Source organism: Streptomyces sp. 7R007 (assembly GCF_054850255.1).
This window is the reverse complement of sequence record NZ_JBTWMV010000016.1, coordinates 151,335-165,717: the sequence shown is the minus strand read 5'-3', so window position 1 is coordinate 165,717 and position 14,383 is coordinate 151,335. Positions and strand designations below refer to the sequence as shown.

Below are 14,383 nucleotides of genomic sequence, written 5' to 3'. Positions count from 1 at the left end.
TCACGATGTTCACGACGACCGCCGGGTGGACGCGCGCAGCCCGTGGTACCAGGCGAGGACCCGCCGTTCGACGAGCTGGAAGAGGACGGAGAGCAGGAAGCCGAGCAGCCCCAGGACCAGGATGCCGGTCCACATGTCGGGGATAGCGAAACTGCGCTGGAACTGCACCACGGTGAAGCCGATGCCGTCGCTCGCGGCGAACATCTCGCTGATCACCATCAGGATGATGCCGATGGACAGCGCCTGCCGCAGCCCCGCGAAGATCTGCGGGCTCGCCGACCTCAGCACCAGGTCGCGCAGGCGGGCCACGCCCGTGATGCCGTAGGAGCGGGCCGTCTCCAGCATCACCGAGTCGACCGCGCGCACGCCCTCGACCGTGTTCAGCAGGATCGGCCACACGCAGCCGCTGGCGATCACCACGATCTTCATCGTGTCGCCGATGCCCGCGAACAGCATGATGACCGGCACCAGCACGGGCGGCGGCACCGCCCGCAGGAACTCCAGGACCGGTTCGCACAGTGCGCGCACCCGCCGGTAGGTGCCGATGACCGTGCCGAGCGCGACGCCCGCGACGGCCGCCAGCGCGTAGCCGGCCGCGAGGCGCAGCACGCTCGGCAGGACGTCGGCGCGCAGCCGCTCACCCGTCCAGACGTCGGGGAAGGTCTTCAGGATGGTGCGCAGCGGCGGCCAGTACACGTTGGTGCTGCCGTCGGAGGCCAGCCACCACACGGCGACCAGGACCGCGGGCAGGGCCACCGTCAGCAGCAGCCTCAACAGCAGGCGCCTCACACCGCCACCTCCCCGCGCACCGACTGGTGCCAGGCCAGCGCCCGTCGCTCCACCGCACGCGCGCCGACGTTGATGAGCAGTCCCAGAAGGCCCGCGACGACGATGTTCGCGTACATCTCCGGCACCGCCTGCGAGGTCTGCGCGACCGCGATCCGGGCGCCCAACCCCGGCGCCCCGATGACCAGTTCGGCGGTGATGGCGAGGATCAGCGCCACCGCCGCGGCGAGCCGGACGCCCGTCATGACGTACGGCAGCGCGGTCGGCCACAGCACATGACGCACCCGCGCCCAGGTGCCCAGGCCGTAGGAGCGTGCCGTTTCCTCCGCGACCGGGTCGACGTCCTGGACGCCGTACAGGGTCTGGATCAGCACCTGCCAGAAGGAGGCGTAGACGACGAGCAGCAGCACCGACTTCAGTTCGGTGCCGTAGAGCAGCACCGCGAGGGGGATCAGCGCGACCGACGGGATCGGGCGCAGGAACTCGATCGTGGAGGCCGTCGCCTCGCGCAGATGCGGCACGACCGACAGCAGCACGCCCGCCACGACCCCCGCGCCCACCGCGATGGCCAGGCCCAGCGCCCAGCCGGTGAGGGTGTCGCCGAGCGCCGACCAGAAGGCGCCGTCGGCGAGTTCGTCGCCGAGGGCGGAGGCGATCCGGCTGGTCGGCGGGAAGTAGGCCTCCTTCACCAGACCGAGCCGCGGCACCGCCTCGCCCAGGGCGAGGAAGGCCGCGAGCCCGGCCGCACCGAGTGCGACGTTCACGCCCTTCACGGCAGCAGCTTGTCCAGGTCCGGCGTCGACTTGAACAGCCCGTCCTGCTGGCCGAGCTTCATCAGCGTCTCGATGGAGGCGCGGTCGGGCTCGGCGGGCCAGCTAGGCAGCGTCAGCTTCGGCAGCAGCGTGGAGGGGATCTTGGTGTACGTGGTGAGGACCTGGCGGACCTCGTCGGGGTGGCCACCGGCGTAGGTGAGCGACTCCTTCATGGCGGCCTGGAAGTTCTTCACCACGGTGGGGTTCTTCTGCGCGTAGCTCTGCGAGGTGAAGTACATCGCCACCGTGAGGTCCTTGGCGACGTCGACGTAGGAGGAGGCGATCTCGCGCCCGCCCTGGCCGAGGATGGTCGACAGCGCCGGCTCGACCGCCATCGCCGCGTCGACCTGGCCCTTGTCGAGGGCGGCGGGCATCTGGTCGAAGGCCAGCTCGACGAACTTCACCTTCGACGGGTCGCCGCCGGCCTTGCGCACCGACTGGCGCACGGTGGTGTCGTTGATGTTCTTCAGGGTGTTGACGGCGACCTTCTTGCCCGCGAGGTCCTTGGCCGACTTGATCGTGCTGTTCTTCGCCACGACCGTCGCGCCGAAGTCCTTGCCGTCGACGCCGGTGGAGTTCACGCCGTTGGCGACCGCCTTGACGGGAACGTTGTTGGTCTGGGCGATCATCAGCGAGGTCATGTTGGAGAACCCGAACTGGAACTGTCCGCTGACCACACCGGGCACGATGGCGGCGCCGCCCTGTGCGGGAGTCATGGTGAGTTTCAGACCGTGCTTTTCGAAGATGCCCTTCTGCTGGCCCAGATAGAGGGGGGCCACGTCCAGGATGGGGATGATCCCCACCTTGACCGTGGTGACGCCCCCGGACGACGTGCTCCGGCCCGGCGACCCGCCGTCCGACGAGCCACAGGCCGTCGCGGCGAGCAGGGAGGCGCCGGCACAGAGACCGGCGAGCAGACGACGCATGGCTCCTCCTGTACAGACAACGTGCAACGGTGTTCCGACAGGCTGTGCGCAGACCGCACAGTAGTGCTCGAACGTGCTGAGCGGGAAGGTAGAAGCCTCAACGGCCCGGGGTCAATGGGCTCGTTCACAACATTGTTGACACTTTCTGGAGGCGGCGATGCCGGTGGCAGCCCGAGCACCGCACTTCGTACGGTCCTTCGAGCGCGGCCTCGCCGTCATCCGCTGCTTCGACGCCGACCACCCCACCCGCACGCTCAGCGAGGTCGCCCGCACCTGCGAGCTGACCCGGGCCGCCGCCCGCCGCCTGCTGCTGACCCTCGCCGACCTTGGCTACGTGCACCACAGCGGCCGGCTCTTCCGGCTCACCCCGCGCGTGCTGGAGCTCGGCTACTCCTACCTCTCCAGCGTGACGCTGCCGCAGATCGCCGAGCCGCATCTGGAGCAACTCGCGGGTGAGGTACGCGAATCGTCGTCCCTGTGCGTACTCGACGGGGACGACGTCGTCTACGTCGCCCGGGTGCCGACCCGCCGCATCATGTCCGCCACGATCACCGTCGGCACCCGCTTCCCCGCCCACGTCACCTCGGTCGGCCGGGTCCTGCTCGCGCACCTGGGCGACGAGGAGATCGAGGCGCGCCTGGCCCGGACACGGCTGTGCCCCCTGACGGACCGCACCATCGTCTCGGCCGCCGTGCTGCGGGCCGAGCTGCGCCGGGTGCGCCGGCAGGGGTACGCGATCGTCGACCAGGAACTGGAGGAGGGGCTGCGGTCGGTGGCCGCCCCGGTGCGGGGCCGGGGCGGCGAGGTCGTCGCGGCCGTGAACATCGCGGTGCCGGCCGGGCGCACCTCCCTGGAGTCGATCCGGCGGGAGCTGCTGCCGCCGCTGCTGGCGACCGTCGCGCGGATCGACGCCGACCTGGGGATCACAGATCCAGCACGAGCCGCTTCCCACGGCAGCGGGACACACAGATCATCATCGTCTCCCCGCTCGCCCGCTCCTCGTCGGTGAGCACCGAGTCCCGGTGCTCGGGTTCACCGTCGAGAACGTCCGTCTCGCAGGTGCCGCAGGTGCCCTCGGTGCAGGAGAACAGCACCTCCACACCGGCGGCGCGGACGGCGTCGAGCACGGAGACGTCCGGCGCGACCGTGACCGTACGCCCGCTCTGCGCCAGCTCCACCTCGAACGCGCCGTTCTCGCCGTCCGGTTGAGCCTTGGGCTGGAACCGCTCGACGTGCAGCACGCCCTGCGGGCACCGCTCCTCGACCGCGTCCAGCAACGGCCCCGGACCGCAGCAGTAGACCAGCGCGCCCTCCGGCAGGCCGTCCAGCACCGACAGGTCCAGCAGTCCGGTCTCGTCCTGCGGGGCGACGGTGACCCGGTCGCCGTACCGCTTCAACTCCTCGGTGAACGCCATGGAGTTGCGCGTGCGACCGCCGTACAGCAACGTCCACTCGGCGCCCGCCGCCTCCGCCGCGGCCAGCATCGGCAGGATCGGGGTGATGCCGATCCCGCCCGCGACGAAGCGGTAGCGGGGCGCGGACTCCAGCCGGAAGTGATTGCGCGGCCCGCGCACCCGGACCTTGTCGCCCTGCCCCAACTGCTCGTGCACATGGGCGGATCCGCCGCGCCCGTCCGGCTCCCGCAGCACGGCGATCCGCCACTGCGAACGGTCCGCGGGATCGCCGCACAGCGAGTACTGACGCTCCAGCTCCGGCCCGAGCACGACGTCGACGTGGGCGCCCGGCTCCCAGGCCGGCAGGTCCTCCCCGAGCGGATGGCGCAGCGTGAGGGCGAGTACGTCGTCGGCCGCGAACTCCCTGCGGTCGACGACGAGTTCGGCTTCGTACACGGTCATGACGCGCTGCTCTCCCGCGGCCGGTGTCCTTCGGGATGGGCGAGCATCCACTCCCACATCTCGACCGGGTCCTGGGCGGTGTGCTCGGCGCCGCAGTGACAGGTGCCGTGCAGCACGTCGGTGCCCGGCAGCCAGTCGATGCGGTAGATCTCCCCGGTGGGACTGTTGCTCACAGGACCTTCTCCACGGGCTTGTCGCCCTCCTCCACGAGACGGGCGAGGATGCGGCGGGCGGCGAGACCGCCGGTGTCGATGTTGATGCTGAGCTCCTGGTACCCCGTCCGCTCCGTTCCGAGCGTCTTCTGCAGCAGGTTGAGCGCGTCGACGTCCTGCATGACGACGGTGTGGTTGTTGCCCCGCAGGAACTCGGTGACCTCGGCGTCGTCCACGGCCCAGTCCCGCGAGACCATCCAGAAGTCGTAGACGTGACCGTCACGGGACGGCGTGATGGCGTACGTGATCTCGGTGTGGAAGCCGTTCGGGTCACTGCCGTCGGCCTCCGGCAGCACGCCGACCGGGGCGATGCGGCTGTGCAGCAGGTACAGGCACGGGGCGTGGTACTCGATGTCCTGCCAGCGGGTGATCCGGCCCTCGATGCCGGTGGACTTGGCGTAGAACGGCGGGCAGGCGGCGTCGTCCATGTGCCGGCTCACCCGTACGATGCCCGCGCCCTCGTCGACCTCGGTCGTGATCGGCGTCTCGGCGACCTCGGGGGTGCCGATGTACCCGCCGTGCAGATACGTCTCGTGGGACAGGTCGAGGAGGTTGTCGACGAGCAGCCCGTAGTCGGCGTCGATGGGCTCCATGCCGCGGACGGTGACCCAGCCGGGGGAGTCGAGGTGCTTCGCCCGCGGGATGGTCTGCGCGTCGGCCAGCTGCGGGTCGCCGATCCACACCCACACCAGGGAGTCCTGCTCGACTACGGGGTAGGACGCGACCCGGGCCGTCCTCGGTATGCGCTTCTGCCCCGGCACGTACACACAGGTCCCCGTGGTGTCGTACGTGAACCCGTGGTACCCGCACACGATCCGGTCGCCGTCGAGCCGGCTCGGCTTCTCGTGCAGCGGGAAGCGGCGGTGCACGCACCGGTCGGCGAGCGCGACCGGCGTCCCGTCCTCCTCGGTGCGGTAGAAGACGAGCGGCTCCCCGAGAATCGTCCGCCCGAGCAACTCCTCGCGCCCCACCTCGTGACTGTAGGCGGCGACGTACCACTGGTTCCTGGCGAAAGCAGTCATGTGCGGCATGAGGTTCCCGTCCCTGTCGGCGGGGCGCCGTCGCCCCGCTGCCGTGGTTGAAGTCAGCGTCCTGACGCCGGCGGTGGCTTGGCAAGGCGGCTTCCGCCAGACGGAAGAACATCCGTAGAGGCGCTGGTCAGAGCGTCCGAGAGCCCTCACCGCCGACCGGCCGGCCCCATCCTCGCTCTCGCCGCCCGTCCGGCGATCGTGGTGGGCGTGAGCAGTCGGTGAACCAGCCCGGTGCGCACGCCGGTTCCGGTCTCACGGCCGTCGGCACCGGCCTGCGGCCCGGGCCGGTCAGAGGGGCTGGTCGGGGGTGTTGGGGGTGGTCAGGGCGTCCAGCAGGAGGCGGCCCGCTTCCGTGTCCCGGTCCTCGTGCCGGGCGTCGTCGGTGCGCCCGTGCCGGACCCCCACCGGGCGCAGGGCGAGGACCTCTTCCAGCGCCCGGGGGCCGACGCGGAAGTCGTCGTAGCGGGTGGGGTCGGTCATGAAGGCCAGGGCCGCCGCGCCGAGGACGCCGGTCACCTGACGGCAGCCGGTGTCCACGCCGGCCAGCAGCAGTTCGGCCCGTTCCGGGAGGGCCTGCGGGGAGTCGAGGGCGAGCAGGTCGGTCAGGCGCTTGCCGCCGAGCGGCGCGTAGCCGTCCGTCAGCAGGGCGGCCACCACCTCCGCCGGGGCCGCGTCGTCGGCGGGCTCCCCCTCCAGGGCCTCGGCCAGCGGCTGCGGCCACGCCGGCGGACGCGGATGTCCCGCCCGCTCCAGCGCGGCCAGGCACACCCGCACGCGCACCCCCGGCGGCGGATGCGCCGACGGCCCCGGCGCCACGTCGTCGTCGGGGCCGGCCGGGCGCAGACCGGCGACGACGTCCGCGAGCACCGCCGGATACGACAGCCCGCAGGCCACGCTCGCGCACACGTCGGCGAACACCTCCCCGAGCCACCCCTCCCACACCGGCCGCTCGGCCGCCGTCAGGTCCGCGCTCGCCAGCCGGGCGCGGAGCTCCGGCGTGAGGGCGAAGTCGTCCTCGACGTGATGCCCCACCTCGTGCGCGACGGTGAGCAGGGCGGGCAGGTGCGAGGCGTAGTACCAGGGCACGTCGATGACGGGGAACGGCAGGCGGCGTACCAGCGCGACGCCCTGCCGGGTGTGGACGCCGCCGCGCGGCAGCAGGTCCCGGTACTGCCCGCCGCGCGGGTGGGCCCGCGGCACCGCGTCCCGGCTGTACGACACCAGCGGCGGCTCCTTGGCCGCGCGGTCGTCGACCGTGAGGGCCGCGGCGAGCGGGCCCCGGTAGCAGGTCCAGGCGAGTTCGTCGGCCGCCTCCAGGACGGGCCGCTGCCCGTCCAGCCGGCGCAGCGTGAACTTGGCCCGGAAGTAGTCCCAGACGTGGTGCAGGTCCAGGATCAGCACCGGCAGCCCCGCGCCGTCGTCCGCGGCGAGCCGCGAACGCGCCTGGTCCAGGCCCTCGTTCAGCATCGCCACCACTGCCCGCAACTGGCTGTGGTGCTTCGCCAGCGGGGCCCGGTCACCTTCCGCCAGCCGCCGCCAGGACTCCAGTTCCCCGCCCAGCCCGTCGATCAGGTGCTGCATCCCGGCCCGCTGCCCGGGCGTCACGCCGGCTCCGCGTACCGGTCCAGCAGGGCCGAGTCGGCCGCGAACAGGGCGATGGCCCGGCGTGCGTCGTCGTCGCTGGCGAAGTGCGTGCCCCTCGGCGGGGAGCCGACCGGGGCCGTACGCAGCTGTCGTACCGCCTCCGCGAGCGGTCGCCGTTCGGACAGCGCCTGGTAGAAACCGATCGCGTGGTCGAGCCCGCCGCCCGGGAAGAGCCCGGTGCACACGATCGCCGGACAGCGGCCGTGGCTGAAGAGCTGGGCCGCGAACAGGTTGCGCAGCAGCAGTTGCACGCCGATGTCCGCCTCCGACCCCGGGCACGGCGGGTCGAGCACCACCAGCGGGGTGCGGCCCGGCTCGAACCCGCCCAGCCAGCGTGCCAGTTGGACGGGGAACAGGTCGGAGCCGCGCGCCTTGCTCGCCAGCCGGCGGGCGTGACCGGCGGGGGAGAGCTCCAGATACGGCATGCCGTCCCGCTGCCGCAGCGGCGCCGCCAGATGCAGCACGTCGATGTCCGCCGCCGGGTACGCCACCTGCGGGACGACCCCGGTCTCCGGCTCCACCACCGTCACGTTGACCGGCAGCCGCGCCGGCAGCGGACGCTGGTCGCGCAGCCAGTACGACAGCGGCACCGACCGCTCGTCCTGCTTGGCGCTGACGACCAGCACACGGTGCGGGCGCGCGTGCCGCGGGGCGCCCTCCAGCAGCTCCCGCACGGTCGCGTCGGTCAGCCGCGGCCAGGTGCCGTCACCGGCGCCGGGCTGCACGCGTTCCAGGGCCGCCCGGGTGTGCGGTCCCACCACTCCGTCGACGTCGAGGGTGAGCCCCAGCCGCCGGTTCAGGCCGAGTTGCAGCCAGCACACGTCGACGCGCAGGGCCGCGGTGGGCATGGTGCGGTACATCATCGGCTGCTCGGTCACCGCCTGCAGCGCCGGCTGGAGGGTCAGCTCCCACGGCAGGGCGTGCGCGTCGGGGTCCTCCGACCACAGCCGCACGAACCGCAGCCGCTGCAGCACCCGCTTGCTGAGCGCGACCCGCTGCGGCCACTCGTCCTGGTGCCAGTCGCTCAGCTTGCTCGGCACCGACAGGGCCACGTCGTTGACCGGGTCGATGTCCGGGCGGCCGCGCAGCTCCAGGCCGCGCTCCTCCGGCCACTCCCGGAACAGCCGCAGATCGCCCTGGACGTCGTTGTCGAGCACGGCCGGCCGGCTCATCCCGGCCAGCAGCCCCGCCACCCGCTCCGGCACCCCGTCGACCTGGGCGCGCCGGGCGCACAGCGCCAGCATCGCGGGCAGGCTCTCGCGTACGACGTCCCGCTCCTCCGCCAGCTCCATCGCCCGGCGCAGCGCGTGCTCGGCGGCCTCGTGCCGCGGTTCGACCCCGGCGCGCAGCACGAGCGCGGACAGGGCGAGCCGCACGTGCGGGACGCGCACCCCCGGGCCCTGGGCCGCCTCCGGTGGCCGTTCCCACGCCACCTCGTCCAGCAGCCGCGCCGCCAGGTCGGGATGGCCCAGGCGGGCGGCGATGCGCGCGCACCGCCAGACGGCGAGCCGGTGTTCGGCGCGCGGGCCGATCAGGGTGCGCGCGATCCGCTCCAGCCGGCGCGGGTCCTCCTCGCCGCGCACCTGCGCCACCAGCAGACCGGCCAGCGCCCGGTCGGGGTCGCTCTCGTCGCCGTCGAGGGCGTAGAAGGGCTCCAGCAGCGACCAGGGCACCTGGTGCTCCAGCGCCGGGTTGTCCACCAGGTCGCGCAGGGTCGCCAGCCGCGCCTCGGCCGGCCGCACCTCTGCCAGGGCCTCGGTCAGCTGCCGCAGGATGCCGGCGGAGGGCTGGTCGTCGGGCAGCCCGGCCAGATGGCACAGGGCGTGCAACGGGCGGACCAGGGCGGGGAGTTTCTCGTACGGCACGGGCATGCCCGCCTCGGAGACCACGCCCTGGGAGCGCGCGGCCCACTCGCGGGCCAGCAGCACCAGCCGCAGCGCGAACTCCGGCTCCTGCCCGGGCGCCTCCTTGGGTTCCAGGAGGCGGTGGGCGGCCGGCAGGTCCATGCTGTCGCGCAGCAGGAAGCGGGCGTAGAGGTAGTGGCACTCGGGTTCGCCGTTGTAGTAGCCGAGTTCCTTCCACAGCCCGGTGGCGTTGGTGAAGTGGTCGTCGGCGTTGGAGATCGCCTGGAGTTCGCCGAGGGCCACCCCGTGCAGCTGGGCGTTGAGGGCCAGGTGCCGGTAGCGGTCGGCGCCCCGCAGCCCTTCGGCCGCGGCGTCGGCGCACTGGATCGCGGCGAGCGCCGGTATCTCCTGCCCCAGCAGCAGGTGCGCCTTGGCCTGTAGCCGCGCCCGGTCGGCCTCCTGCGCCGCGTCGGCGACGGGCACCTGCGCCAGTACCGCCAGCGCCTGCCGTGCCCGGCGGCAGCGCAGCAGGAGTCCGGCCTGCTGGGCCACGGCACCGAAGGGGGAGCCCCCGGCTCGCGTGCACAGGTCGGCGGCCCGCGCGTAGAGGTCGACGGCCCCGCCGACGTCCCCCATCAGCCGGCGCTGCGCGGCCCGCCCGGCGGCGGCGTCCGCGGCGACGTCGAGCCGGCCGATGCCGGTAGCGAACCGCTCCACCTCGTGGAAGGCGTCGGCGGCGTCCAGGGAACGCAGCCGGGCCAGCGAGGCGGCGCGGATCTTCAGGGCCCACAGCCGTTCGAGGTCGGGCAGGCGGTCGTGGGAGAGCACCCGGTGGTCGATCAGCTCGACGGCCTCCTCGGCGTTCCCGGCCACGCTCTGCAGTGCGGCCCGGACCATGTCCTCCCGCGCGGAGTGCGCTCGCGTGCGCTCCCCTGCGAGCGCGTAGAGGAAGTCGGCCTGCTTCAACTGGCGGGTGGCGTCGGACCACTTGTGGTCGTGGGCCTCCAGGGAGACGCCCTCGGCCATGCCGCCGTGGAAGTGCGCGAAGGCGAGGTTCAGATGTGCCTCCGCCTTCAGAGACGGGGGGACGACGGTGCCGCCGGCCATGCCGAGGGGCGGCGGGTCCCGGTCGACGTACTCGCTGCCGAGGAGTTCCTCGGCCAGATCGCGCAGCCGGTCGGTCTCCCCTTCGCGCCAGGCCCGTTCCATGGCCGCGCGCCACACTTCCGGAGCCTGCGGGTCCCGCGTCTGGAAGCGGTGGTAGAGCGCCTCGCGCAGGTACCGCGACCACTGGGCGGGCTCTTCCTCGGCGCGCTGCTCGAAGTACCGGACGAAATCGCCGTGCAGCAGCGCGAAGTCGGGGGTGTCGGCGATGAGGTCGCGCATCGGCCCGAGCACCGCGCTGTGGAAGACCACCGCCTCGTCGTCCCCGGGGACCTCGGTGATCCGCAGGGAGGTCCCCGAGTACTCGGTGAGTTTGCGCCAGGCGTCCTCCAGTTGCTCCCGGCCGGGCGGGGGCACGGCCGGGAAGAGGTCGTCCGCGGGCCGTTCGCCGTCCGCCCGCGCGGCCTGCTCCATCTTCTCCCGCAGCCGCGGCTGTACGACGTCCAGGACGTGGCAGCGGTGCAGGCGGCGCGGGATGACGCCGTAGTAGAGCAGCCAGCGCACCAGCGGGTCGTCGACGCGGCCGACCACCTTGGAGCCGACGTAGCGCCGGCGCACGGCGGGGCCGGCCTCCCTGCTGAGGGTGTCCGTGGTGGCGTCGGGGTTGCGGTCGACGTCGTCGGCGAAGAAGGCGAGGTAGAACGGCAGTCCGTCGCTGCGCTGGACGATGAACCGCCGCTGTTCGGCGCTCTGGATGCCGCGGATGCGGCACAGGTAGTCGTCCGCCTCGGCGTCGGTGAAGGGGGCCACCGGCACGTTCTCGTACCGGCCCAGCGTCGCCAGCGCCCGGCTGTGCTGGTCGCTCAGGTCGAAGCGGCCGGAGAGGACCAGCCGGATCGCCGGGCAGCCGGTCACCACCTTGCCCAGCAGCCGCAGCAGGCTGTCCACGCGGGAGGGGCTGCGCAGGACGACCTCTTCCAGGGTGTCCACCACGACGAGGACCGGCAGGTGTTCGTCGAAGGTCTCCGCGAACCGGCTGGTGAACGCCTGGACCACCTCCCGCTCGATCCGGTGCTCGTCCTGGGTGCGGATGCCGCGCGAGGCCTCCGCCGCGGCGTGCGAGGTGGGGCGGCGTAACAGCGAGCGGTAGGCGGCGTACTCGTCGAGGGCGGTGAACACGCGGGCGGGCAGCCGCTGTTCGAGCTGGTCGGCGATCTCCAGGATGAGCAGCCAGGGCCAGCGCGCCGCGTTCAGCGGGTCGATGTGGTCGAAGTCGACGCGGGCGCAGTTGACGTCGAGTTCGGCGGTGACGGCCTTGCGGGAGATCAGCCAGCGCAGCTGCATCGTCTTGCCCGAGCCGGCGATGCCGTACATCTGCCACACCCGCGGCCCGTCCCCGGACAGCAGGTGCCGGGCGCGCTCCCACAGGCCGTCGGGCTCCAGGAACTGCGCCGAGTGGGCGTAGTCGGCCACCCAGTAGGTGCGGGCGCGCAGGTAACCGGCGCGGTCCTCGGCGAGTTTGAGCAGCGCGGGGTCGACGACGGCCGAGCGGTCCCGGTCGGCCAGCACCTGGGTGAGGTCCTGGCAGCGGGTGAAGTCCCGTTCGCTGTCGCTGCGGTGGAACAGGTCGTTGAACAGCCGGGCCGCCGTGTCGGGGTCGGCCAGCATCAGGTGCCGCAGCCGCTCGGCGGGTTTGCCGCGCGTGTGCCAGTGGTCGCTCAGGCGGCGCTCCAGTTCGAGGAGCCGGGGCGGGAGCTGGCCCCGGCCGCGGTCGCCGAGCCAGGAGAGCAGGTAGGCCTGGCGGTGGGCGTCCGGCACCTGGAGCATCTTGCGTCCGGGAGCCCGCTCCACCGCTCCCGCGTCCAGCAACTCTCCGAGTGGGGGCGCGGGTTGGTCGACGAAGTCGCTGAGCACGTGGTCGTAGGTCTTCTGGTCGAAGAACCGCGCCACGGCGGCGGCCTCCAGCAGGCTCGTCCAGCCGGCCGGCAGCAGGGTGCGACGGATGTCGGCCAGGCCCTCACCGCTGCTGAGGCGGGCGGCGAGTGCGGTGACCGCGTGGTCGTGGCGTGCGTCCGGTGTGGTCATCAGCCCGCATCCCTCATGTCCGTGAGCACACTGAGCAGGTCGTGGAAGACGGTGACGGGGAAGCGCTGCCGGTTCTTCGGCAGCGCGTCCACCAGCCGCTTGAAGTCGTCGTAGCTCAGGTGGTCCGGCACCTGCCGGTGCCACGACTTGCGCTCCCAGAACTCCCGGGCCAGCCGCGGCGCCTCGTCGACGGGGAAGCTCTCGGTGAGCACCACCGGCTCCCTGGGCAGCGTCTCCGCCAGATACCGGTACCCCGACCAGGTCTGCGGTGCCACCACCAGCACCCGCAGCGGGAACTCGTCGTCGGACTCCTGTACGGCGCTCAGCAGCAGCGGCAGCAGGACGTTGCGGAAATCGGACTCGGCGATCTGCTCGGTCTGGTCCAGGGCGATGACGTGGGAGCGGCGCTGTTCCTTGGCGCGGGCGCGCAGCACGTCCAGGAAGGCGTCGATGATCTGCCGCTTGCGGGTCTCGGCGTGCCGGTCGCTCTCCACGACGAAGCGGTGGCCCTGGTCGCAGTCGGGCGTGGGGTGCTGCTGGGACCAGGCGGGGCCGCCGCGCGCGGCCCGGTTGAGGACCCGGTGGAACCGGACGAAGTCCGCCTCCGCCATCGGGTCGGGCTGGCGGGTGTCGAGGCAGGCGTTGCGCACGGAGCGGACGACCTCCAGCCAGCCCATCGAGACGCAGTCGTCGTCCTTGTCCCCGATCCGGGGGTCGGTGAGGTCGACGTAGGTGACGTCCTCGCCGCGCAGCATGCAGGTCAGCAGGCACCACTTGGCCAGCCAGGTCTTGCCGGACCTGCGGTGGGCGGAGGTGATGGCGAACACCCGTACCGGGTCGCCGGGCTGGTCGCACTGCTCCCACCAGCCGATGCGGCGCTCCTTGGCCCGGCCGAGGAACATCGCGAGTTCGTCGAAGGGCCAGTTCCGGTTCAGCCGGGTCAGTTCCGGCTCGCGCCGGCCGAACTCCACCGGCACCACCTCGGCGGGGTCGCTCAGTCCGCACTGCAGGACGGGCAGCGCCCACGAGGGGCCCTCGCTGTCGCTCATGTCGAGATCCCCGCGCACTCCCCGCACGGCCTCGTCGATGGACTGCCCCTGCGCCAGGCGTGTGTACAGGGAGCGGGAGAACTCGGCGGCGGCGGGGGACTGGATGTCGGCCTGCATGGCCAGCACCGCGAACGAGCCCCGGCCCAGGCAGGTGTCGACGAGGTTCTCGAACGCCGCGATCCGCGCGTGCGCCTGGCGGCAGGCGTTCAGCACGACGAGCCGGGGCGTCCACTTGTCGTAGAGGTGATGGGCCCGCTCGGCGTCCAGCGTCCAGGACTTGCGCGCCCGCGGGACGACGGTGTCGCCGCCGTCGCCGCGCCGGGCGGGCGGCTGGGTGTTGAAGTGCAGGCCGCCGCGGTCGCCGACCACGGCGGGGGTGCCGTGCCCGATGAAGTGCAGGACGTGCGGGCGGACCTGGGTGAGCGCGGTGACCAGCTCGGGCAGGCTGGGGCCGTCGATCACCTCGGCGTGCACCCGCCCGGGCAGGTCGGCCAACGCCGCCCCGACCATGGCGAGTTCGCAGTCGGCGAGGAGTTCGGGGTCCTCCGGGTTGCACACCACCAGCAGGACCCGCAGGGGGCCTTGGGGACTGACCGGCGTGATCCGGGCCGGGTGCTCCATGATCCGGCCGCGGCGTAACAGCACGCGGTTGTCGAGCCACAGGCGCCGTCCCGCGCGGCCCGCACGCATCAGCTCCCAGGGCAGCGGCGCCAGTTGGGGACATCCGACGTCGATCCGGACGCGCAGCGGGTGCTCCTCGGAGGCCGCCTCCAGCAACTCGGCCCAGCCGCCTGGCGCCCCGTCCAACAGGGCCTCGTAGAGCTCCTCGCCGATCTTCCTGCGGGTCTCCCGGTCGGCCGTGAACGCCAGAGCCGTGGTGAACCTCTGGGCCGTGGGCCCGTCCTCGTCCCGTACGATCTCGGCCAGGACCGCGCCCAGCGGCCACCGGACTTCCTCACCTCCCGTGTTCAGCAGAACCTCGGAGCAGTCGATGCTCAGTACCACGTCGGTCATGCTCGTTTCCCCCGATGGAT

At 72.6% G+C, this 14,383-nt stretch carries 10 protein-coding genes; 1 reads left to right on the top strand and 9 read right to left on the bottom strand.

Features of this window, described 5'->3' with window-relative positions; translation table 11 throughout:
• Positions 1–9: 9 nt before the first annotated feature.
• From ACYF6T_RS22455 to ACYF6T_RS22445, 3 genes are read right to left on the bottom strand one after another with little or no spacing between them, the layout of a single operon-like run.
• Positions 10–789, bottom strand: a complete 780-nt coding sequence (locus ACYF6T_RS22455) for an ABC transporter permease (RefSeq protein ID WP_461698590.1) — start codon at positions 787–789, stop codon at positions 10–12.
• Entirely contained in the window at positions 786–1,559 is a 774-nt protein-coding gene (locus ACYF6T_RS22450; RefSeq protein ID WP_461698589.1) for an ABC transporter permease, read from the bottom strand. Before ACYF6T_RS22450 ends, ACYF6T_RS22455 begins: the two co-directional genes overlap by 4 nt.
• Positions 1,556–2,524, bottom strand: a complete 969-nt coding sequence (locus ACYF6T_RS22445) for an ABC transporter substrate-binding protein (RefSeq protein ID WP_461698588.1) — start codon at positions 2,522–2,524, stop codon at positions 1,556–1,558. Before ACYF6T_RS22445 ends, ACYF6T_RS22450 begins: the two co-directional genes overlap by 4 nt.
• Positions 2,525–2,681: 157 nt before the next feature.
• Here ACYF6T_RS22445 and ACYF6T_RS22440 point away from each other — a divergent pair, with 157 nt between their 5' ends.
• Positions 2,682–3,533, top strand: a complete 852-nt coding sequence (locus tag ACYF6T_RS22440) for an IclR family transcriptional regulator domain-containing protein (RefSeq protein WP_461698587.1) — start codon at positions 2,682–2,684, stop codon at positions 3,531–3,533.
• On the opposite strand, the gene ACYF6T_RS22435 is transcribed toward ACYF6T_RS22440, so the two are convergent.
• The 6 genes from ACYF6T_RS22435 to ACYF6T_RS22410 all read right to left on the bottom strand — a co-directional run bounded on the left by ACYF6T_RS22435 (position 3,448) and on the right by ACYF6T_RS22410 (position 14,363).
• Entirely contained in the window at positions 3,448–4,380 is a 933-nt protein-coding gene (locus ACYF6T_RS22435; RefSeq protein ID WP_461698586.1) for a PDR/VanB family oxidoreductase, read from the bottom strand. The two genes, ACYF6T_RS22440 and ACYF6T_RS22435, sit on opposite strands and share 86 nt — an antisense overlap.
• The gene (locus ACYF6T_RS22430) at positions 4,377–4,553 is read right to left on the bottom strand and encodes a hypothetical protein (RefSeq protein WP_461698585.1); all 177 of its coding nucleotides are present in this window, start codon (positions 4,551–4,553) and stop codon (positions 4,377–4,379) included. The genes ACYF6T_RS22435 and ACYF6T_RS22430 overlap by 4 nt, the downstream gene beginning before the upstream one ends.
• The gene (locus ACYF6T_RS22425; protein WP_461698584.1) at positions 4,550–5,623 is read right to left on the bottom strand and encodes a Rieske 2Fe-2S domain-containing protein; all 1,074 of its coding nucleotides are present in this window, start codon (positions 5,621–5,623) and stop codon (positions 4,550–4,552) included. The genes ACYF6T_RS22430 and ACYF6T_RS22425 overlap by 4 nt, the downstream gene beginning before the upstream one ends.
• 288 nt (positions 5,624–5,911) lie before the next feature.
• Positions 5,912–7,228 carry a hypothetical protein gene (locus ACYF6T_RS22420; RefSeq protein ID WP_461698583.1) on the bottom strand — a complete coding sequence of 439 codons (1,317 nt, stop codon included), beginning with the start codon at positions 7,226–7,228 and terminating at the stop codon, positions 5,912–5,914.
• Positions 7,225–12,300 carry a hypothetical protein gene (locus tag ACYF6T_RS22415; RefSeq protein ID WP_461698582.1) on the bottom strand — a complete coding sequence of 1,692 codons (5,076 nt, stop codon included), beginning with the start codon at positions 12,298–12,300 and terminating at the stop codon, positions 7,225–7,227. The genes ACYF6T_RS22420 and ACYF6T_RS22415 overlap by 4 nt, the downstream gene beginning before the upstream one ends.
• The gene (locus tag ACYF6T_RS22410; protein ID WP_461698581.1) at positions 12,300–14,363 is read right to left on the bottom strand and encodes a CHAT domain-containing protein; all 2,064 of its coding nucleotides are present in this window, start codon (positions 14,361–14,363) and stop codon (positions 12,300–12,302) included. Before ACYF6T_RS22410 ends, ACYF6T_RS22415 begins: the two co-directional genes overlap by 1 nt.
• Positions 14,364–14,383: the final 20 nt, after the last annotated feature.

Coding starts and splice junctions, on each gene's coding strand:
- ACYF6T_RS22445 (WP_461698588.1), bottom strand. CDS start 2,524: ATGCGTCGTCTGCTCGCCGGTCTCTGTGCCGGCGCCTCCCTGCTCGCC.
- ACYF6T_RS22440 (WP_461698587.1), top strand. CDS start 2,682: ATGCCGGTGGCAGCCCGAGCACCGCACTTCGTACGGTCCTTCGAGCGC.
- ACYF6T_RS22435 (WP_461698586.1), bottom strand. CDS start 4,380: ATGACCGTGTACGAAGCCGAACTCGTCGTCGACCGCAGGGAGTTCGCG.
- ACYF6T_RS22425 (WP_461698584.1), bottom strand. CDS start 5,623: ATGCCGCACATGACTGCTTTCGCCAGGAACCAGTGGTACGTCGCCGCC.
- ACYF6T_RS22415 (WP_461698582.1), bottom strand. CDS start 12,300: ATGACCACACCGGACGCACGCCACGACCACGCGGTCACCGCACTCGCC.
- ACYF6T_RS22410 (WP_461698581.1), bottom strand. CDS start 14,363: ATGACCGACGTGGTACTGAGCATCGACTGCTCCGAGGTTCTGCTGAAC.